We start from the raw sequence: 19,293 nt of genomic DNA on the forward strand, positions 1-19,293 counted from the left end.
ATGCCCTGACGCTGCGGCTCGATGCTATCTGCGACCGGCCGCCAGCGGCGCCAGCACACCGACGTCCTTCGCCTGCGGCAAGCCCCGCACCTGGTCGACCAGCCGGTCAACCTCGGGTTCCGTATAGCGCCGCGCCAGTTCGGCACGAACACGCATCACGTGGTCTTCTTGTGAATAGGGCCGCGACACCGAGCCCTTCGGTGCCGCGACAAACCGGTTCACGCGCCGGCCGTCGCGCAAGGCCAGCGTCACGCGGGCCCCGACCGATTCGGCGGTGCTGGCGCGCTCGGCCTCGTCGTCGATCACGCACTCGACCTTGGCGGCTAGCCCCATCACCACGGGATCCTCCAGGCCTGCCTCGAAATCGTCGATGTTCAGCGCGTAGACCTCGCTGCGGATCCGCTTGCGGATCGCCAGCGCCACGCTGAAGGGTGCGCTCATTTGCGCGCCTTGCAGGCTGGCGGGCGCATTGCCGGTCAGGCGGCCCTGGATGACGCGCGGAATGCCCAGCGTGACGGCCTTGATGTCGCCGGCCGCCACATCGTGCTCGCGGCACAGGTCCACCGCCGCCTCGACCGCCGCCAGCACGCGGGCGCTGCACGCATGCGGCTTGATCGATACCTCCGTCATCCGATAGACGGAGCCGAGCCGGTCGGACAGCGGCGCGAAATCGATCTGATCGGCATATGCGCGGGCAAAGCCGTCCTGCCCCTCAAGGATGTCGAGCGGGCCCGAAAAACCGGCCTCGGCCAACAAGGCGGCATGTACGCCGGAACGCGCCGCCTGGGCGGCATGGATACGCTTGACCGTCGACCCCGAATGGAAGAACTGCACCAGCCCGCCACTGAACGATGCCGCCAGGCCCATCGTCTGCGCGATGCGGCGCGCGTCGCCGGGGAACAGCAAGGCCGACGCCGCGACCGCCGAGCCGAACACGCCGCAGGTGGCCGTGCTCTGGAAACCCCGCTTGAAATGGCTGGGCTGGATGCACAGCGCGATGCGGATCATCGCCTCGTAGCCGGCCACCACGGCCGCCAGCATGCGCTCGCCCGCGAACCCCCGGCTCTGGCCGATGGCCAGAGCCGCCGAAAAAACGATGCAACCGGGATGCAGCATCGCACCGACGTGCGTATCGTCGGCATCGATGCTGCCGGCATAGACCGTGTTCAGGAAAGCGGCGCTGGCCGGATCCGTGCGCTGGTCAGAGAACAACACCGGCGCCTTGCCCAGGCCGCCGGTCTGCCGGACATAGTCGCGCGCCCACTGGCTCCAGGGCATGCGCTCGCCCAGCGATGCGACGCGCAGGTAGTCGAGCGCGAATTCGAACAAGGCGGACCGCAGGGGCGTCGGCAGCCGTCCGTAGGTCAGCGCGGCGGCGAATGACGCCAGTTCCAGCGTCGGGGCCGGTCTTTCCATGATTGCTCCTGATTCATCCACGCAGCGAGAACAACGGCGCCACCGACGCCAGCCGTTCGGGATGGCGGGCCTGTTCCAGCCAGGCATCGACCGGACCGGCGCCAAAGCGCGGCGCGGCGATGGCGGCAAACCGCTGCACGACTTCGTCGGCCGTGATGGGATTGCGCGGACAGCCCTTCGGGTGTTCGACGAATTGCTCGACCCGGCTGCCGTCCTTCATCGTGATGGTGACGCGCGCCGGCACCGCCTCGGCCGTCGTCAATGCCTCGACCCTGGCATCGACCACGCATCGGGTACGGGCCGACAGGTCGCGGATGGCGGGGTCGTCCAGATATTGCTCGAAATCGTCGACCGACAGCGTCAACGGGCCTTCGCGCCCAGGCGCCAGCGCCACGGCCATCGCGGCGGCGAACGGCGTGCTCAGTTGCGCCTGCTGGTAGTCGACCGGCCTGTTGGCTGCCAGCTTGCTCATCATCGCGCCATGCACGCCCAGCTCCATCGACGCCACCTGTTCGACCCGCGCGCCGGCGCGCGCCAGCATCGCCGCGCCTTCGATCGCGGCCTGCATGCGCACGCTGCCGGCATGCGGCTTGAGCGAGACCCATTCCGTGGGGAAATGCCGGCCGAGGTCCTTGACCGCCGTGGACGGGTCGAAGCGGTCGGAAAAAGCCCGCCCGAATCCCTGGCTACCCTCGATGGCGTCGCGCGGACCGGTCAATCCGGCGCGTGCCAGCAGCGCGGCCTCGATGCCGTTGGCGGCCGCCTTGCCGGCATGGAAGCGCTTGATGTCGGACCCTGACACGAAGAACTGCGACAGGCCGCAGGCAAAGGTGGCGGCGATACCCAGCGCATCGCGCAGGCGCTCGGCAGGCAGCCGGAACAGGCGCGCGCAGGCAACGGCCGCGCCCAGCGCGCCGCACGTGGGCGTGCCCTGGAAGCCGCGCAGCGAATGCTCGGGCTGGATCGACATGCCGACGCGAATGGCCACCTCGTAGCCGGCCAGCACCGCGGTCAGCAGCTCGCGGCCGCTGGCGCCGGCGATCTCGGCCGCGGCCAGCGCCGCCGGCCAGGTGCATACGCCGGGATGGATGATGGCGGCAACGTGGGAATCGTCCCAGTCCAGGCCGCCGGCGGCCGTGCCGTTGATGAAGGCGGCGCGGCCGGCCTCGACCCGCCGGCCCGCGTACAGCAGGCTGGCGCAGTCGGCGCCGCTGGCCGAACCGAAGGCCTGCCCGACGGCACGTGTCCAGGGCTTGTCGCTTCCCACCGCGGCCGCGCGGAACATGTCGATCATCAGCACCGGCATGATGGCCTGGACATGCGGCGGCACCGTCTCCCAGTCGAGCGCGGCGGCGAAGCGCGCCAGCTCGTCGGTGACGGCAATGGACGAAGATTGGGCTGGGTTCATGGCAGGGACTTCAGGCGGCAGGACGGAAAGGGACGGCGCGGAACATCATTCGGGCGAAATGCCGGCGGCCTTGACCACCTTGCCCCAGCGATCGTAGTCGGCTCGCAGATAGGCCGTCAGATCGGCCGGCGTGCCGCTCAGCAGGTCCACCCCTTCCGCATTGAAACGCTTGATGGCCTCGGGGCTGGTCAGGATCTTGGTTGCCGCGGCATTGAGCTTGTCGACGACTTCCTTGGGCAAACCAGCCGGCCCCCACAGGCCCCACCACTGGTTGGCCTCGAAACCCGGCAGGCCGGACTCGGCAATGGTGGGCAGCCCCGGCGCCAGCGGCGTTGGCTTCAGGCTGGTGATGGCCAGGCCGCGCAGCTTGCCCGACTTGACCATGGGCGCCACGCTGGCGTAGTTGGAAAACAGCACCGATACCTGGCCCGCGGCGGTATCGGCCACGGCCGGCGCCGCGCCCTTGTAGGGCACGTGCAGCATTTTCACGCCCGCCTGCTGCATGAACATCTCGCCCATCAGATGGCTGAGCGTACCGACCCCGTTGGAGCCGAACGCGATCTTGCCCGGCGCGGCCTTGGCGGCGGCGATGACGTCGCCGACGGTCTTGTACGGCAGCGTGCTCGTCACCACCAGTTCATTGGTGGCATAGCCGACCAGGGAGATGGGCGTGAAGCTGGTGAACGGGTCGTATGGCCGCTTGGCCGTCAGGTGCGGGTTGATCGACATCGTGCTGGACGATGTCAGCAACAGCGTATAGCCGTCGGGATGGGCCCGCGCCACGTAGCTCGTGCCGATGGCGCCGCCGGCGCCCGCGCGGTTGTCGACGATGAAGGTCGCATCCATTTCCTTGCCCAGCTCCTGGGCCATCAGGCGGATCACCACATCGGCCGCGCCTCCTGGCGGGAATGGCGTCACCAGGCTGACGGGCCGGCTGGGATAGTCCTGCGCGTGGGCCGGCGCCCCGGCGGCCAGTACGGCCACGGCGAACAGGGTTTGAATCGTGCGTAGGTGGGTCTTCATGATGTGTCTCCTCGTTTTTTGTGGCCCATGATTGCATATTTATGCATATAAATGCAATCTTGATGCAATCCGACCAGGACAGGGCGGCGGCGGAAAACCGCTAACATCTTGTCTGCGTGCCGGATTCGCGGTGCGCAGCCTCTGCTTTTCTCCGACACGCTGATAGTCCCCACTCCGGAACATGTCGACCGCCCAACGTCCGCGCAGCGAATCCCGCACAGCCGTCGTCCCCGAACTGGCCGGCCGCATCCTCGCCCACGCCAACGCCCAGGGGCTGCCTGCCGGCACCCACCTCACGGCCCAGTCGCTGGGCGATCATTTCGGCGTATCGCGCTGGACCGTCAGCCAGGCCCTGCAGCTGCTGGCCGACAAGGGCGTGCTGCGCCACGAGGCCAATCGCGGCTATTTCCTGTCCGACGCCGAACTGGCGGCGCCCGAACAACTGGGCCTGAGCGCCCAGCCGGAACTGACCCGCGTCTACTTCCAGATCGCCGAAGACCGGCTGCGCGGCCAGCTCAAGGACCACGTCACCGAAACCTATCTGCGCCAGACCTACCGGCTCACGCACCGGCAGTTGAGCGAACTGCTGCGCAAGATCTCGCGCGAAGGCTGGGCGGAACGGCGGATCGGCTACGGCTGGACCTTCTCGCCCATCCTGCGCACGCCCGAGGCGCTGGAGCAGACCTACAGCCTGCGGCTGGCGATCGAACCGGCCAGCCTGCTGGAACCGAGTTTTCACCTGAGCCCCGAGGCCGCCGCCCGGCTGCGCGAAGTCGAGGGCCAGATCCTGGCCGGCGGCGCCGACACCATGACGGCCGACGAACTGTACGAACACGCGGTGAAATTCCACGAAACCCTGGCCGAGGCGTCGCAAAACCCGTTCTTCAGCGACGTGCTGCGCCGGGTCAACAAGGTGCGCCGCCTGCTGGTGTACCGCGCCATGGTCGACCGCCAGCGCTATTACCGCCAGGCGCGGGAGCACCTGCACATCCTCGATCTGATCGAGGCCGGCCGCAATCGGGAAGCGGCCGACGCCATGCGCGATCACCTGCAGGGCGTGGTGGTCAATCTGCGCGGCGCCCGGGCGGGCGGCGACGCGCCTATAATCAACGATCTGCCCCCGGGCAGCTAGAATTCGACTCCCAGCTTCCGCTTTGCCACCGGCTTGAATCCGTCCGCCTCGTCCGCTCCGCCGTCCGCCCTGCGTATCTTCCGGGGCCTGCCGCCGCCTTCGCTGCGTCGTCCGTGCGCGCTGGCGATCGGCAATTTCGACGGCGTGCACCGCGGCCACCAGGCCATCCTGGCCCGGGTGCGCGAAGCGGCCCATGCCCGGGGACTCGTGCCGACGGTCATGACCTTCGAGCCCCACCCCCGCGAATTCTTCGCCGAACTGCACAAGCGCCCCGAACTGGCCCCTACCCGCATCGCCGGATTGCGCGACGAGCTGTGCGCGCTGGCCCGCTACGGCATGCAGCACGTGGTGGTGGAACGCTTCAACGCGCGCCTGGCCTCGATGCCGGCCCAGTCCTTCATCGACCAGTTGCTGATCGAGGGCTTGCACGTGAAATGGCTGCTGGTGGGAGACGACTTCCGCTTCGGCGCCCACCGCACCGGCGACATCGCCATGCTGCGCGCCAGCGCCGCCCAGCATGGCTTCGAGGTCGAATCCATGGAGTCCGTCACCGACCAGGGCCAGCGCATCTCCAGTTCCGCCGTCCGTACGGCGCTGGCGGTCGGCGACCTGGACCGCGCCGCCGAACTGCTGGGCCATCCCTACAGCGTCAGCGGCCACGTCATCCATGGCCAGAAGCTGGGCCGCACGCTGGGTTTTCCCACTCTGAACCTGCGCGTCTCGCGCCGCTGCCCGGCCCTGTCCGGCATCTTCGTGGTGCAGGTGCACGGGCTGGCCCCCGAACCGTTGCCCGGCGTGGCCAGCCTGGGGGTGCGCCCCACGGTCGACGACAGCGGCCGGGTCCTGCTGGAAGTCCATGTCTTCGATTTCAGCGGCAACGCATACGGTAAACTCGTGCAGGTGGAATTCCTGAAAAAGCTGCGCGACGAAGAGAAGTTCGTCGACCTGCCGACCCTGAAGGCGGCCATTGAAGACGATGCTCTCCAGGCGCGCAAATATTTTGGTCTCCTCCCTACGCGCTGACGCGCTCCCCCAGAGGCGAAACCGGCGGACTGGCAAAGCCAGATCCGCGGTTTCCTGAACCTAGGGAAATCATCCTGGGCTGACGCACCGTTGCTACCGCTGGCAGCCAGCGATAGCAACAACGCAGCAGGCCAAGACACTTCCCCTGGACCCAGGATGCGGTGGATCCGGCTTTGCCGGTCCACCCGCATCGCCCCCTGGGGGGCGCGCGTCAGCGCGTAGGGGGGGGCAACGATATGGACTACAAGAAAACTCTCAATCTTCCCGACACTCCGTTCCCCATGCGCGGCGATCTCGCCAAACGCGAGCCCGGCTGGGTCGCGGCCTGGGAAGAAAAACACCTGTACCAGGCCATCCGCGCGGCCAGCGCCGGGCGGCCGCGTTTCGTGCTGCATGACGGCCCGCCCTACGCCAACGGCGACATCCACCTGGGGCACGCGGTCAACAAGATCCTGAAGGACATCATCGTCAAGAGCCGCACGCTGGCCGGCTTCGATGCGCCCTACGTGCCCGGCTGGGACTGCCACGGCATGCCCATCGAGATCCAGATCGAGAAGAAATACGGCAAGGGGCTGCCGGTGGCCGAGGTGCAGTCCAAGGCGCGCGCCTACGCGACCGAGCAGATCGACCGGCAGCGCAAGGACTTCAAGCGCCTGGGCGTGCTGGGCGACTGGGACCACCCCTACCTGACCATGAATCCGCGCAACGAGGCCGACGAACTGCGCGCGCTGGGCGCCATCCTTGAAAAAGGCTTCGTCTTCCGCGGCCTGAAGCCGGTGAACTGGTGTTTCGACTGCGGCTCGGCGCTGGCCGAGGCCGAGGTCGAGTACGCCGACCGCACCGACCCCGCCATCGACGTGGCCTTTCCCTTCGCCGATCGCGCGGCGCTGGCCAAGGCCTTCGGGCTGCCCTCGATCGACGAGGAAGGCGCCATCGTCATCTGGACCACCACGCCGTGGACCATCCCGTCCAACCAGGCGCTGAACGTCCACCCCGAGATCGACTACGCGCTGGTGCGCGTGAAGACGCCGCAGGCCTGGGGCACGCTGCTGATCCTCGCCCGCGAGCGCGTCGAGGCCTGCCTGCAGGCCTGGGACCTGGAAGGCGAGATCGTCGCCACCTGCAAGGGCCTGGCGCTGGACCACATCGCCTTCCACCATCCGCTGGCCCGCAAGGACCCGGGCTACGACCGGCTCTCGCCCGTCTACCTGGGCGACTACGTGACCCTGGACACCGGCACCGGCATCGTGCACTCGGCGCCGGCCTACGGCATCGAAGACTTCATCTCCTGCAAGAGCAACGGCATGCCGGACGCGGACATCATCAGCCCGGTCATGGGCGATGGCCGCTACGCCTCGACGCTGCCGCTGTTCGGCGGCCTGACCATCTGGGACGCCAATCCCCGGATCGTCGCCACGCTGGAGGAAGCCGGCACGCTGCTCAAGGTCGAGAAGCTGCGCCACAGCTACATGCATTGCTGGCGCCACAAGACCCCCATCATCTACCGCGCGACCAGCCAATGGTTCGCCGGCATGGACATCCTGCCCGCCGAAGGCGGCGGCACGCTGCGCGAACGCGCGCTGGAAGGCATAGAGGCGACCCGCTTTTACCCTTCCTGGGGCAAGGCGCGGCTGCACGCCATGATCGCCAACCGGCCGGACTGGACGCTGTCGCGCCAGCGCCAATGGGGCGTACCCATGGCCTTCTTCGTGCATCGCGAAACGGGCGAGCTGCACCCCCGCACGCCCGAGCTGATCGAACAGGTCGCGCAGCGCATCGAACAGGACGGCATCGAGGCCTGGCAATCGCTGGATCCGCGCGAGCTGCTGGGCGACGAGGCCGACCTGTACGAGAAGAACCGCGACACGCTGGACGTCTGGTTCGATTCCGGCACCACCCACCAGACCGTGCTGCGCGGCTCGCACGCCGCCGACGGCGCCTGGCCCGCCGACCTGTATCTGGAAGGCTCGGACCAGCACCGCGGCTGGTTCCATTCGTCGCTGCTGACCAGTTGCATGCTGAACGGCACGCCGCCCTACAAGGCCCTGCTCACCCACGGCTTCACCGTGGACGGACAGGGCCGCAAGATGAGCAAGTCGCTGGGCAACACGCTGGCGCCGCAGAAGATCTCCGACACGCTGGGCGCCGAGATCCTTCGCCTGTGGATCGCCAGCACCGACTACTCGGGCGAACTGTCGATCTCGGACGAGATCCTCAAGCGCGTGGTGGAGTCGTATCGCCGCATCCGCAACACGCTGCGCTTCCTGCTGGCCAACCTGAGCGACTTCGACGTCGCCACCCAGGCCGTGCCCGACGCGCAGATGTTCGAGATCGACCGCTACGCGCTGGCCATGACCGCCCGCCTGCAGGAAGAGATCACGGCGCTGTACGACCGCTATGAATTCCACCCGGCCACGGCGCGGCTGCAAACCTTCTGCTCCGAAGACCTGGGCGCGTTCTACCTCGACATTCTGAAGGACCGCCTCTACACCACCGCACCCGGCAGCGTGGCCCGGCGGTCGGCGCAGACCACGCTCTGGCACGTCACGCAGGCGCTGCTCAAGCTGATGGCGCCCATCCTGTCGTTCACCGCCGAGGAAGCCTGGGCGCTGGTCAAACAGGGTTCGCTCACGATCTTCACGGAAACCTTCCACGCCGTGCCGGCGCAGCCGGACGCCCAGGCCCTGCTCGAGAAATGGGGCCGCCTGCGCCACCTGCGCGGGGAAGTCACCAAGAAGCTGGAAGAAGTCCGCGCGGCGGGCGGCATCGGCTCCTCGCTGCAGGCCGAGATCGACATCCACGCGCCGGCGTCCGACCACGCGCTGCTTGCCAGCCTGGGCGAGGACCTGCGCTTCGTGCTGATCGTCTCGCGCGTGGGCCTGCATGCCGCCGAAGGCGACCTGCGGATCGACGTCGCCCCGTCCGGCCACAAGAAGTGCGAGCGCTGCTGGCACTGGCGCGAGGACGTGGGCGTCGATCCCGAACAGCCCGAGATCTGCGGCCGCTGCGTCGCCAACCTCGAGGGCACGGGCGAACCGCGCGAGTTCGCCTGATGGGCGCGCCCGCCCCGCGTTCCCGGCTGGCGGCCTGGCTGGCCATCGCCGCGCTCATCATCGTCGCCGACCAGGTCACCAAGGTCGCGGTGGACAAGCTGTTCGCCTATGGCGAGCGGCTGCCGCTGCTGCCGGTGCTGGACTTCACCCTGCTGTACAACCGCGGCGCGGCCTTCAGCTTCCTGGCCGGCGCCGACGGCTGGCAGCGCTGGTTCTTCACCATCCTGGCGCTGGGAGTCTCCGGCTTCATCGTCTGGATGCTGTCCCGCCACGGCCACCAGCGGCTGTTCTCGTGGGCGCTGACCCTGATCCTGGGCGGCGCCCTGGGCAACGTGATCGACCGCTTCATCCACGGCCACGTCATCGACTTCGTGCTGGTGCACTACGGCGACTGGTTCTTCCCCGCCTTCAACCTGGCGGACTCGGCCATCACGGTCGGCGCGGTGCTGCTGATCATCGATGAAGTAAGGAAGAAACCTTCCTCTGCATAATAGAGCAGCTATTTGTCCACGTTGCGGCCTGACTCCAGCATTTCGGCCGCAGCTTCGTAGATCCCACCATCTCGGCGCCCTACGACCAGAACGACAATGTCTGGTGGGATCGCCTCGTCCCGCACCAAATAGACCAATCTGTAGCCGACGCCGCGTAGCTTGATCTTGTAGCAATCGACCAAGGGCGAGCGAAGCTGTGAGCCTGGTAGCCGTGGAGTCTCCAGCCGCTTTTTTAACGCGGCTTTGAACTGGGTCTTGAGCGAACCATCCAACCCATCCCACTCTTGCCGAGCCTCAGGCAGGAAGAATAGTTTGTACGACATTTACAGGTCGTCGAGGCTGACTTCGACAGCCTGGTCGAGGGATTTCAGGCGCGAGCGCACCAAGGGTTCGAGTTGGCGTTCGTCGTACAACTCGGCCATTTTCGCCATGAGCTCTGGGGAGACGGTGTAGAAGGCAGGGCGGTTGTGGTTGAGCACGGCCACCGGCTGTCCATGGGCCTCCTCGACCACCTTGCCAGGGTTCTGCTTGAACTCGGAGATGCTGACGCTCAGCAAGCTATGGATCTCTTCCATGCCGCCTCCTAAATAGGGCTAAATTCAGCCCTATTTTAACGGGAGCGGCGTGTAGTGTCCAGGTTCGAGTAGAGGGCCCGTTCATGCTGACAGGAGCCCCACGGGCTCCTGCGCGCAGGGGAAGGCGCGGCGAAGTGGAGCCGTATAATGAACCATTCCAATTTCCCCAGTCCGGCCCCATGTCCGACCTCGCCAACAAGCGCCTCGTCCTCGGTATGACCGGCGGCATCGCCTGCTACAAGATCTGCGAGCTGGTGCGGCGCCTGACCGAGCGCGGCGCGACGGTGGACGTGGTCATGACCGAGGCCGCGACGCATTTCGTCACGCCGGTCACGATGCAGGCGCTGTCTGGCCGGCCGGTCTACGTGGACCAGTGGGATGCGCGCATGCCCAACAACATGGCGCACATCAACCTGACGCGCGGCGCGGACGCGGTGCTGATCGCGCCCGCCAGCACCGATTTCCTGGCCAAGCTGGCGCACGGCATGGCCGACGACCTGCTGACCACGCTGTGCGTGGCCCGCGCCTGCCCGCTGCTGGTGGTGCCGGCGATGAACCGCGAGATGTGGGCCAATCCGGCCACCCAGCGCAACGCCGCGCAGTTGCGCGCCGACGGCGTCACGCTGCTGGGCCCGGCCGAAGGCGACCAGGCCTGCGGCGAAGTCGGCTCCGGCCGCATGCTGGAACCGCACGAGATCCTTGAAGACCTGATCGCCCACTTCCAGCCCAAGGTCCTGGCCGGCAAGCGGATACTGATCACGGCCGGCCCCACCTCCGAGCCGATCGACCCGGTGCGGGTGCTGACCAACGTGTCCTCGGGCAAGATGGGCTATGCCATCGCGCGCGCGGCGCGCGAGGCCGGCGCCGAGGTCACGCTGGTGTCCGGCCCCACCGCGCTGGCCGCGCCGCGCGGGGTGCGCCGGGTCGACGTGATGACGGCGCGCGACATGCTCGATGCCGTGATGGCGGACGTGCAAAATGCCGACATCTTCGTCGCCGTCGCGGCAGTGGCGGACTGGCGGGTCAAGGAGGTCAGCGCCAGCAAGCTGAAGAAGACCGACGGCGGCCCGCCGGCCCTGGAGTTCGTGCAGAACCCCGACATCCTGGGTACGGTGGCGGCCCTGCCGCGCCCGCCCTATTGCGTGGGCTTTGCCGCCGAGACCGAGGACCTGGCCCGCCACGCCACCGAGAAGCGCGCGCGCAAGCGCGTGCCGCTGCTGGTGGGCAACCTGGCCCAGGACGTGCTGGGCCGCGACGACACCACCCTGGTACTGTACGACGATGCCGGCGAACATCCGCTGGCCCGCCTGTCCAAGCTCGCGGCCGCGCGACAGCTGGTGGCAGAAATCGGCCGGCGCGCCGGCTCGTGAACGATCCGAGGAGGACCGTCATGCCCTTCGACGCGGAACCCCCAAACGGCGACTACGCCGCCTACATCGACAAGATGGTCAACCGCGGCGCTGGCACGCCAGGGGAACAAGGCCTGCTCAAGACCGGCACGGGCGGCTTCCGCTCGGCGCTGCGGCTGCCGGGCTCGCAGAAGGACACGCGCAGCCCGGGCCAGCAATACACCGCCGGCACCGGCATCCCGTCCGCCCCCACGGCGCCGTCGGCTCCCTCGGCCAACATGCCGGCCGGCGTCAGCGAACCGGCCTCGCAGTCCACGCTGGCGGCGCAGGGCAACAGCGCGGTCAAGGGCGCCGTGCAGGTCCTGCTGGGCGTGCTGTTCGGCTTCCTGACCATCGGCAGCATCGCTTCGGCGCTGATGGACCACGATCCGCTCGAACCCTTCAACATCGTCCGCACCCTTATCCTGTTCTTCGTCGCGCGCTCGCTGTTCCGGCGCGGTCGCCAGACGCTGCGCGGCGCGCAAGGCATACCCGGCACGACGCTGCCGCCCTTCGTGCCGCCCAACCGCAATCAACGTTCATCCCACCGCAACGCATGAAATCCGTAGACCTGAAGATCCTCGACGCGCGCATGCGCGACTACCTACCCGCCTACGCCACTCCGGGCTCCGCCGGCCTGGACCTGCGCGCCTGCCTGGAAGCCCCGCAAACCATCCAGCCCGGCCAGACCGTGCTGGTGCCCACGGGCCTGGCCATCCATATCGCCGATCCCGGCTACGCCGCGATGATCCTGCCGCGCTCGGGCCTGGGCCACAAGCACGGCATCGTGCTGGGCAACCTGGTCGGGCTGATCGATTCCGACTACCAGGGCCAGTTGATGGTCTCGACCTGGAACCGCGGACAGGAAGCCTTCGTGCTCCAGCCCATGGAACGCCTGGCGCAGATGATCATCGTACCGGTAGCCCAGGTGAGCTTCAACGTGGTGGACGATTTCACGGAATCCGACCGCGGCGCGGGCGGATTCGGAAGCACCGGCAAGCATTGACCGCGCGTCCATGGCGAAGACCGACAGCGAGGGGGCCGAGACGGATCTCGAGGCAGTGCGCATCTACGAGGCGCTGCGCAAACGCATTTTCCAGGGCGAGTTCCAACCCGGCCATGAGCTGAACCAGGTCCATATTTCGCAGAAATATGGCGTCAGCCGCACGCCGGTGCGCGAAGCGCTGCGCATGCTCCAGGCCGACGGGCTGGCCGAGGCACGCTTCAAGTACCGGATGACGGTCACCCAGCTCACGGCCGAGGAAGTCGACCAGATCTACGGACTGTGGATCGCCTGCCAGGCCATCGCCACCCAGGTTTCCATGGGGCGCCTGAGCCGGACCGAACTGGCCGCCTGCAAGAAGGTCGTGGACAGGATGTCGCGCCAGGACGACGAGCAGTCCAGCCACTGGCGCGACCTGCACCTGGATTTCCACCGCCGCCTGAACCGGCCCGCGGGCCGGATGTACATCGACAAGATGGACGAATACTGGCATCGGACCGAACGCGCGCGCTACTCGCTCGAACAGACCTCGCCCTCGCTCTTCGCCGACGACCTGGGCGACCATGCCGGGCTGCTGCACGCCTACGAAACCGAAGATCTCCAGGCGGCGCAGCGTATCCAGACCCTGCAGCTCGTGCGTTCGGCCACGGCGTCGATCAAGCTGATCGACCCGGACTACGCGCCGGTCTTCATGCAGAACGCGGTCGCGGTCCTGCGCGTGCGCCTGTAGTCCGGGGCGGGGTTCAGTCCATGAAGCGCCCGCCCGACATGTTCAGCGTTTCCCCCGTGATGTAGCCGGACAGGCGCGAGGTCAGGAACAAGGCCGCCGCGGCAGCCTCCTGCGAGCGCCCCACGCGCCCGACCGGGATGCCCTTGAGCACGTGCTCCAGGTCTTCCCCCGTCTTGGTCACCTGCACGTCGAACAGCGCGGTGGCGATGGCATTGACCGTAACCCCCTGCGGCGCCAGCTCGGCCGCCAGCGAACGGCTGAACGCGATCAGGCCGCCCTTGGCCGCGGCGTAGGGACTGACGCCCGGGTGCGCGCCGGTCTTGCCCGACATCGAGCAGAACGACAGCAGGCGCCCGAATCCGCGTCCCGCCATGCGCCCGGCGGCTTCGCGCAGCAACAGCACCGGCAGGACAAGCTCGTCGCGCGCGACCTGGGCGTACAGCCCCGGATCGAGGTCCAGCGCCTTGCCCACCGAGACCGGCGGCGAGACGAAGATCAAGGCATCGAGCGGACCATTGGCGGCCTCCACCCGATCCAGGAAATCGCGGATCGCGGCCGGATCCGCGCCGGCCGGCACGCGGTCGCCGGGCCGGTCCGCGCTGCTGCCGCCCGGCGCCAGATAACCGGCATGGACCCTGGCGCCATGCGCGTCGAAACCGTCGACCACGGCGGGCCCGACACCGCCCTCCGCCCCCACCACCAGCACCGACATGCCGGTGACGTCGATCACCGCGGGAAACTGCTGCGCGCCTGCCTGCATCGCCTTACTCCTCCGCCTTGATGTTGTATTGCGCGATGACTTCGCCGTAGCGCCGGAATTCCTTGCCGACGAATTCACGCATCTCGGCGGTCGTGGACGGCCGCATCGTCAGGCCGAACTTGTCGAGCTGGCCGCGTACGGGGTCGTTGCTGACGATCGCATGGATGTCGCGGTACAGCTTTTCGGCGATCGGCGCGGGAACGCCGGTCGGCAGCATGAAGCCGTACCAGGCCTCGGTCGAGAAGTCCTTCACGCCCAGCTCGGCGAAAGAAGGAATCTCGGGTGCATGGGAATTGCGCTGCTCGGCGCCCACCCCCAGCGCCTTCAACTGGCCCGAGGCCAGGTAGGGCTTGACGGTATGGGTGGCGATGAAGAACGCCTCGACCTGGCCGCCGATCAGATCGGTCACGGCCGGGGCCGTGCCCTTGTACGGCACGTGCAGGAACTCGGTGCCCGTCTTCTGCTGCAACTGAGCGATGAAGATGTGCGAGGGCGAGCCTATTCCGGCGCTGGCGAACGCCACCTTGCCGCGGTTGGCCTTGGCGTAGTCCAGGAACTCCGTCAGCGTATTGAAGCGCGACTTGCCCGACACCACCAGCGTCATGTCGCCATAGCCGGCGATGACCAGGGGCTGGAGGTCTCGCATCGGTACGAAGGTATCGGATTTCATCAGGTGGGCGGTCACCGAGATGTTGCTGCCCATGACGCCGACGGTATAGCCGTCGGGCTGCGACTGGGCCAGGACCTGGGCGCCCACGTGGCCCGACGCCCCGAGGCGGTTTTCCACCACGACCGGGACTTTCCAGACCTTCGTCAATTCTTCGCCGACCAGGCGGGCCAGGCGGTCAGGCCCCGTGCCCTGCGAGAAGGGCACGATGAACCGCACGGCCTTGTTGGGGAAATCGTCGGCCAGCGCCGCTGACGAACTCGCGGCACAGAAGAGGACAAGCAGGAATTTCCAGACTGAACGGGTAAGCATGGCAAGGACCTCTCATAGAAGCTCTACACAGGCACATCCACCGGCAGGCGCATAGCCTGCTCGGCATCCAGAGGCGATGGCCTTCAGGCCACCGTCTCGTCCACCAGTTTCCGTACGTCGACGCAGGCATCGAGGTTCGCGACCGCCGAGATCAAGGCCTCGGCCCGCGCGGCCCGGCCCGCCCCCAGGTTCTCCTTGAACTTCTCGACCAGGGTGTCGAACGAGATCGGCACGCCGGCCGACCCGGGCGCGGCCTCGCGGCCGCCGCTCCAGCGATGGCCGGACTCGTCCTCGATCACCACCTCCGACAACAGGTTGGACGGCGAGGCCTGCCCGGCCTGCACCACCTCGATGCGGCCATCCAGCAGCCGGCGCAGTTCGGGCGACTCGCGCAGCGGCGCCTCGAAGCTGGCCGGACTGATGCCGCCCTGCACCAGGGCGGCCGCCACGATATAAGGCAGGGAATGATCGGCCGCCTCGCGCGTGCGGGGCGCGAACGGATCGACGCGGATCTCGTACAGGTGGCGATACACGCCAGGATCGGCATGCACCGTCACCCTGGCGATCGCGTCCGGCGACCGCCCTGCCTCCCGCCACGCGGCACGCGCGCGCAGCGCCGACTGGATGGCGCTCTGGCCGCGCGATCCGACCGGCCAGCGCTTGAAGCTGCCGCGGGCAATGCCCTCGAAGCGCTCGATGCCCTGAATGCGCCGCACGGCCTGCTCGGCCTCGTCGGCGGTGGCCTGCAGCTTGGCGAGATAGCCGAACTTCCCCTCGAAGGGACGAACCACGCCCTCCACGCCGCACTTGGCCAGATAGCAGGCGTAGATCGCGTGCCGCACACCGTCGCCGCCGTTGAAGCGCTTCCACATGGTCAGCTCGCCATGCGCATCGAACTCGGAGGACTCCGCTTCCAGCGACGGATAGTTCGCGTTCACGGTGATCGAGAATGCCTGCCGGAACTGCGCATGGTCGAGTTCCAGCATGCCGCCGATCGCGGCCGTGGCGCCCAGCGCGGTCAGGCACGGGTAGTCCCAGCCGGCCCGGTCGGGATCGATGTAGTCGCTCATGGCCACGATCATCTCGTAGCCCAGGCACAGGGCCCGTGCCACGTCCAGGCCGCCCGCGCCGGCCGACTCCGCCACGGCAATCACGCCGGTCAGGATGTCGCTGGGATGCGCGCCACCCAGGCGGCCGAGATAGAAGTCGTTGAAATCGTAGGCACGCAGCGGCGGGCTGTTGAGCAGCGCGGCGTGTTCGATGCCGACACGCTCGCCGGTTCCCCACAGCCTGGCTCCGCCTTCGGGCACCGGGAAACAGGCGGCGAACTTGCGCGCGCGCTGGGCGGCGCGGTGGTCCAGCGCGCCCAGCACCACGCCGAACGAATCCAGCACGATTTTCCTGACGGCGTCGCGGCAGACGGCATCGATCTCGAAGCGGCGGGCACGGATACAGAACGCGGCCAGGTGGTCAAGAAACGCATCGTTGGGAGAGACAGCGCGCATGCGGAATTCCTGTGGCGAAGGGTTGACGGCGGATCAGCGGGTGATGCGGTATTTCTGCGTGCCCAGGCCGGCGATGCCCAGTTCGACCAGCTCGCCGCCCCGCAGGTAGCGCGGGGGCTTCATGCCCAGGCCGACGCCCGCCGGCGTGCCGGTGATGACGAGGTCGCCCGGTTCCAGGGTCATGCACTGGCTCAGGTAGCTGACGATGGCCGGGCACTTGAAGATCATCTGGCGGGTATTGCTCTGTTGCACCCGCTCGCCATCCACCGAGAGCCAGATGTCGAGCGCGTGCACGTCGGCGATCTCGTCGTGCGTCACGAGATAGGGCCCGACGGGGCAGAAACGATCGAAGCTCTTGCCCTTGTCCCACTGGCCGCCGCGATCGAGCTGGAAAGCCCGGTCGGACAGGTCGTTGGCCAACACGTAGCCGAAGATGCTGCCGGCCGCCTCGACCTCGGACACGTCGCGGCAAGGCTTGCCGATGACGATGCCCAGCTCGACTTCCCAATCCATCTTCTCGGCCCTGGCCGGCCTGGGCACGTCGTCGTACGGTCCGGACAGCGTCGACGGCGCCTTCATGAACACCACGGGCTCGGCCGGAATCGCCATGCCGGATTCCTTGGCATGGTCGACGTAGTTCAGGCCGATGGCGATGATCTTGCCCGGCCGCGCCAGCGGCGATCCCAGGCGCGGCGTCCCGTCGACCCGGGGCAGGCGCTCGGCGTCGACCGCGCCCAGGCTGTCCTGGAGGCCACGCGCCATGGCCCGTGGATCGATGTCCCGCAGCAGTCCGGACAAATCCCTCAACCCGCCCTGCCCGTCCAGCATGCCCGGCCGCTCGCACCCTTGGGCGCCATACCTGACCAACTTCATGTGCCGTGCTCCCCGTGTATCAGTAGATGAAGGCGAGATTGCCCTGCCAGCCCGCGCGGTCGAGCAGGTGGACGCGTTTCTCGTGGATCCGGAATCCCTTGTCGCCGCGGCGCAGGAGATAGTCGACGCGGGCGACGATGGCGTTCTTCTCGCCCAGGCCGACCTGGGTCCAGTCGCCGCCGCGGGTCTCGTGGATCAACTGACTGCTCGATACGGACCAGAGGCCGTCGCGCTCGTCTGCCACCACGTTCGAAACGAAGTGCAGCGTACGCGACGGCGGCTGCTGCGCCGGAAACCAGTGATTGACCAGGTGATACACGCGTTCTTCGCGGGCCATCCTGTCGTCGTTGACGATGGCGGCCTGCCGCCCCGGCAGCGCCTCGTCCACCAGGGGCACGATGTAGAGGCCGTCGTCGTCGAACAGGCTCAGCCAATCGTCGAGCCGCCGGTCGTCCAGCAACCGGGCTTCGCGATAGATGAACTGGGTGATGTCTTGCAACATTGCGCTTTCCATACTCGATTCCCGCCTCAAGCGTGCTTCGATGCCTGCCGCATCATGTTTTCCCAGGCCCGCCACAGAGCGCGCTGCGGCGCTTCGCTGGACGGCAGGCCGCGGTAGTCGCCGCTCTCGGTCCTCTCGTCGCTGTCCATGCCGCGGTCGAACACCAGCCACTCCACGCTGCTGGCGCGCAGGCCCTGCGTCACGCGGGCGAATATCTCGGTGTCGTCGGCCATGCCGAAACCCGACGGCCCGTAGAACCGCTCCTGGCTGCGCAGCATGCCGGCGTTGAACGCATCGGGCGCACCCTCGATCTCGTAGGGGTAGATCAGCACCTCGGTCTCGTCGACCGAGATCGGACGCCAGACCCGGATCTGCTGGTGGATCATGCCCATGCTGGGGAATACCGTGGAGGTCGCCTTGGCGGTGATGCCCGCGAAGGCCGCTTCGCCGTGCCTGTCCAGCAATTCGCGATACATGCGTCCGAACTCGCCGTCGAGCAGATAGCCCGGATCGGCCGCCGGCACCCGCGCGAAGCCATGCCCTTGCCGGCAGGACCAGGTCTCGCCGCGAAAGCGCTGCTCCCGCATCTCGCGCGAACTGCGTCCCTTGTGCACGCCGAAGTCGCCGGTGCTGTCGCCGTACTTCGCCTGCAGCTTCACGAAGGCGCCGTGGGTATGCATGAAGTGGTAGGCGTCGACGATGTTCTCGGTCTGCAGCTTCCAGTTGCCCTTGTATCGACAGACGTAGGGCTTGGAGGCGATCGCGATGCGCCCCACCGGCGAGAGGTCGAGCTTGGCATCGATGACGGCCTTGAGCTCGCCCAGGTAGGACGCCAGCGGCTCGATGCCGGCGTCGAGCGACACGAACAGAAGGCCGCGGTAGCTTTCCATGCGCGGCACGCGCAGCAGGCCTTGCGGTTCGAGGAAGTTGGCGCCGTAGCCGCCGGGGTCGCCCCGCTCGGACACCAGGCGCGTCCTGCCCGCGAGGTCGAAGATCCAGCCGTGGTACGGGCAGCGCATTTCCTGCACGACGCCCTGCGGCTCGCGCAGCAGGGTCGCGCCGCGGTGCATGCAGCGGTTGAAGAAGGCGCCGATCTTCCCTTCCTTGTCGCGGATCACAACGATGGGCTGGCGGCCGGCGTAGGCGGTCTTGAAACTGCCCGCCGACGCAAACTCGGATTCGTGTCCGACGTAGATCCAGGTCCGCTCGAAGATGCGCTTCATCTCCAGCTCGAAGACGTCCTCGTCCGTATACGCCTCGGTGCGGACCAGGAACTGCTGCCCGGGTATCTCGCGGACGTAGTCCCCAACATCGATCTCTGGTGTCCTGCTCATGCTTGCCTTTGACACTATCTCTGTCGTGAAAAAGTGGATACACTTTTAGTCTGTTGGCAGCCAGAATCTTTGTCAATCACTTTTCGTTCGAATCCACG

The 19,293-nt window shown here is 67.5% G+C and carries 19 protein-coding genes; 8 read left to right on the forward strand and 11 right to left on the reverse strand.

The window, feature by feature from the left end:
• Positions 1 to 24 precede the first annotated feature (24 nt).
• From EGT29_RS18160 to EGT29_RS18170, 3 genes are read right to left on the reverse strand one after another with little or no spacing between them, the layout of a single operon-like run.
• Positions 25 to 1,416 (reverse strand): MmgE/PrpD family protein, encoded by a 1,392-nt coding sequence (locus EGT29_RS18160; protein ID WP_161567866.1) that lies wholly within the window; start codon positions 1,414 to 1,416, stop codon positions 25 to 27.
• Positions 1,417 to 1,429: 13 nt separating this feature from the next.
• A complete protein-coding gene (locus tag EGT29_RS18165) occupies positions 1,430 to 2,824 on the reverse strand; it encodes an MmgE/PrpD family protein (protein ID WP_124690293.1) in 1,395 nt (464 codons plus the stop codon).
• Positions 2,825 to 2,869: 45 nt separating this feature from the next.
• Positions 2,870 to 3,847: a tripartite tricarboxylate transporter substrate binding protein gene (locus tag EGT29_RS18170; RefSeq protein ID WP_124690294.1), complete on the reverse strand. Its 978-nt coding sequence runs from the start codon at positions 3,845 to 3,847 to the stop codon at positions 2,870 to 2,872.
• Between the two features lie 181 nt (positions 3,848 to 4,028).
• Here EGT29_RS18170 and EGT29_RS18175 point away from each other — a divergent pair, with 181 nt between their 5' ends.
• The 4 genes from EGT29_RS18175 (at position 4,029) to lspA (ending at position 9,546) form a co-directional block, all read left to right on the forward strand.
• Positions 4,029 to 4,979: a GntR family transcriptional regulator gene (locus EGT29_RS18175; RefSeq protein WP_124690295.1), complete on the forward strand. Its 951-nt coding sequence runs from the start codon at positions 4,029 to 4,031 to the stop codon at positions 4,977 to 4,979.
• 69 nt (positions 4,980 to 5,048) lie between these two features.
• A complete protein-coding gene (locus EGT29_RS18180) occupies positions 5,049 to 6,002 on the forward strand; it encodes a bifunctional riboflavin kinase/FAD synthetase (RefSeq protein WP_124692424.1) in 954 nt (317 codons plus the stop codon).
• 236 nt (positions 6,003 to 6,238) lie between these two features.
• The gene (gene ileS, locus EGT29_RS18185; RefSeq protein WP_124690296.1) at positions 6,239 to 9,055 is read left to right on the forward strand and encodes an isoleucine--tRNA ligase; all 2,817 of its coding nucleotides are present in this window, start codon (positions 6,239 to 6,241) and stop codon (positions 9,053 to 9,055) included.
• Complete coding sequence (gene lspA / locus EGT29_RS18190; protein ID WP_124690297.1) at positions 9,055 to 9,546, forward strand: signal peptidase II; 492 nt, start codon at positions 9,055 to 9,057, stop codon at positions 9,544 to 9,546. Before ileS ends, lspA begins: the two co-directional genes overlap by 1 nt.
• 8 nt (positions 9,547 to 9,554) lie before the next feature.
• Here lspA and EGT29_RS18195 read toward each other — a convergent pair whose 3' ends face one another.
• Both EGT29_RS18195 and EGT29_RS18200 read right to left on the reverse strand, forming a co-directional pair.
• On the reverse strand, positions 9,555 to 9,869 hold the full coding sequence (locus tag EGT29_RS18195) for a type II toxin-antitoxin system RelE/ParE family toxin (protein WP_124690298.1): 315 nt from the start codon (positions 9,867 to 9,869) through the stop codon (positions 9,555 to 9,557).
• Entirely contained in the window at positions 9,870 to 10,121 is a 252-nt protein-coding gene (locus EGT29_RS18200; protein WP_124690299.1) for a type II toxin-antitoxin system Phd/YefM family antitoxin, read from the reverse strand.
• A gap of 179 nt (positions 10,122 to 10,300) precedes the next feature.
• On the opposite strand from EGT29_RS18200, the gene coaBC reads away from it, so the two are divergent.
• Genes coaBC through EGT29_RS18220 form a run of 4 tightly spaced genes read left to right on the forward strand, consistent with a single transcriptional unit; the run spans position 10,301 to position 13,242 of the window.
• Positions 10,301 to 11,491, forward strand: a complete 1,191-nt coding sequence (gene coaBC, locus EGT29_RS18205) for a bifunctional phosphopantothenoylcysteine decarboxylase/phosphopantothenate--cysteine ligase CoaBC (RefSeq protein ID WP_124690300.1) — start codon at positions 10,301 to 10,303, stop codon at positions 11,489 to 11,491.
• Positions 11,492 to 11,511: 20 nt separating this feature from the next.
• The gene (locus tag EGT29_RS18210) at positions 11,512 to 12,069 is read left to right on the forward strand and encodes a hypothetical protein (protein ID WP_124690301.1); all 558 of its coding nucleotides are present in this window, start codon (positions 11,512 to 11,514) and stop codon (positions 12,067 to 12,069) included.
• The gene (gene dut / locus EGT29_RS18215; protein WP_124690302.1) at positions 12,066 to 12,515 is read left to right on the forward strand and encodes a dUTP diphosphatase; all 450 of its coding nucleotides are present in this window, start codon (positions 12,066 to 12,068) and stop codon (positions 12,513 to 12,515) included. The genes EGT29_RS18210 and dut overlap by 4 nt, the downstream gene beginning before the upstream one ends.
• 10 nt (positions 12,516 to 12,525) lie before the next feature.
• Positions 12,526 to 13,242, forward strand: a complete 717-nt coding sequence (locus EGT29_RS18220; protein ID WP_124690303.1) for a GntR family transcriptional regulator — start codon at positions 12,526 to 12,528, stop codon at positions 13,240 to 13,242.
• A 13-nt stretch (positions 13,243 to 13,255) separates the two neighbouring features.
• On the opposite strand, the gene EGT29_RS18225 is transcribed toward EGT29_RS18220, so the two are convergent.
• From EGT29_RS18225 to EGT29_RS18250, 6 genes are all read right to left on the reverse strand, one after another.
• Complete coding sequence (locus EGT29_RS18225; RefSeq protein WP_124690304.1) at positions 13,256 to 14,002, reverse strand: SDR family NAD(P)-dependent oxidoreductase; 747 nt, start codon at positions 14,000 to 14,002, stop codon at positions 13,256 to 13,258.
• 4 nt (positions 14,003 to 14,006) lie between these two features.
• Positions 14,007 to 14,981: a tripartite tricarboxylate transporter substrate binding protein gene (locus EGT29_RS18230; protein ID WP_124690305.1), complete on the reverse strand. Its 975-nt coding sequence runs from the start codon at positions 14,979 to 14,981 to the stop codon at positions 14,007 to 14,009.
• Positions 14,982 to 15,064: 83 nt separating this feature from the next.
• Positions 15,065 to 16,486: an MmgE/PrpD family protein gene (locus tag EGT29_RS18235; RefSeq protein WP_124690306.1), complete on the reverse strand. Its 1,422-nt coding sequence runs from the start codon at positions 16,484 to 16,486 to the stop codon at positions 15,065 to 15,067.
• A 33-nt stretch (positions 16,487 to 16,519) separates the two neighbouring features.
• Positions 16,520 to 17,359, reverse strand: a complete 840-nt coding sequence (locus tag EGT29_RS18240; protein ID WP_124690307.1) for a fumarylacetoacetate hydrolase family protein — start codon at positions 17,357 to 17,359, stop codon at positions 16,520 to 16,522.
• 19 nt (positions 17,360 to 17,378) lie between these two features.
• Positions 17,379 to 17,861 carry an aromatic-ring-hydroxylating dioxygenase subunit beta gene (locus EGT29_RS18245; protein WP_161567867.1) on the reverse strand — a complete coding sequence of 161 codons (483 nt, stop codon included), beginning with the start codon at positions 17,859 to 17,861 and terminating at the stop codon, positions 17,379 to 17,381.
• Positions 17,862 to 17,887: 26 nt separating this feature from the next.
• Positions 17,888 to 19,195, reverse strand: coding sequence for an aromatic ring-hydroxylating dioxygenase subunit alpha (locus tag EGT29_RS18250; RefSeq protein WP_124690309.1), 1,308 nt, complete (start codon positions 19,193 to 19,195; stop codon positions 17,888 to 17,890).
• Positions 19,196 to 19,293 lie beyond the last annotated feature (98 nt).

This window comes from Pigmentiphaga sp. H8 (assembly GCF_003854895.1).
GTDB lineage: Bacteria > Pseudomonadota > Gammaproteobacteria > Burkholderiales > Burkholderiaceae_B > Pigmentiphaga.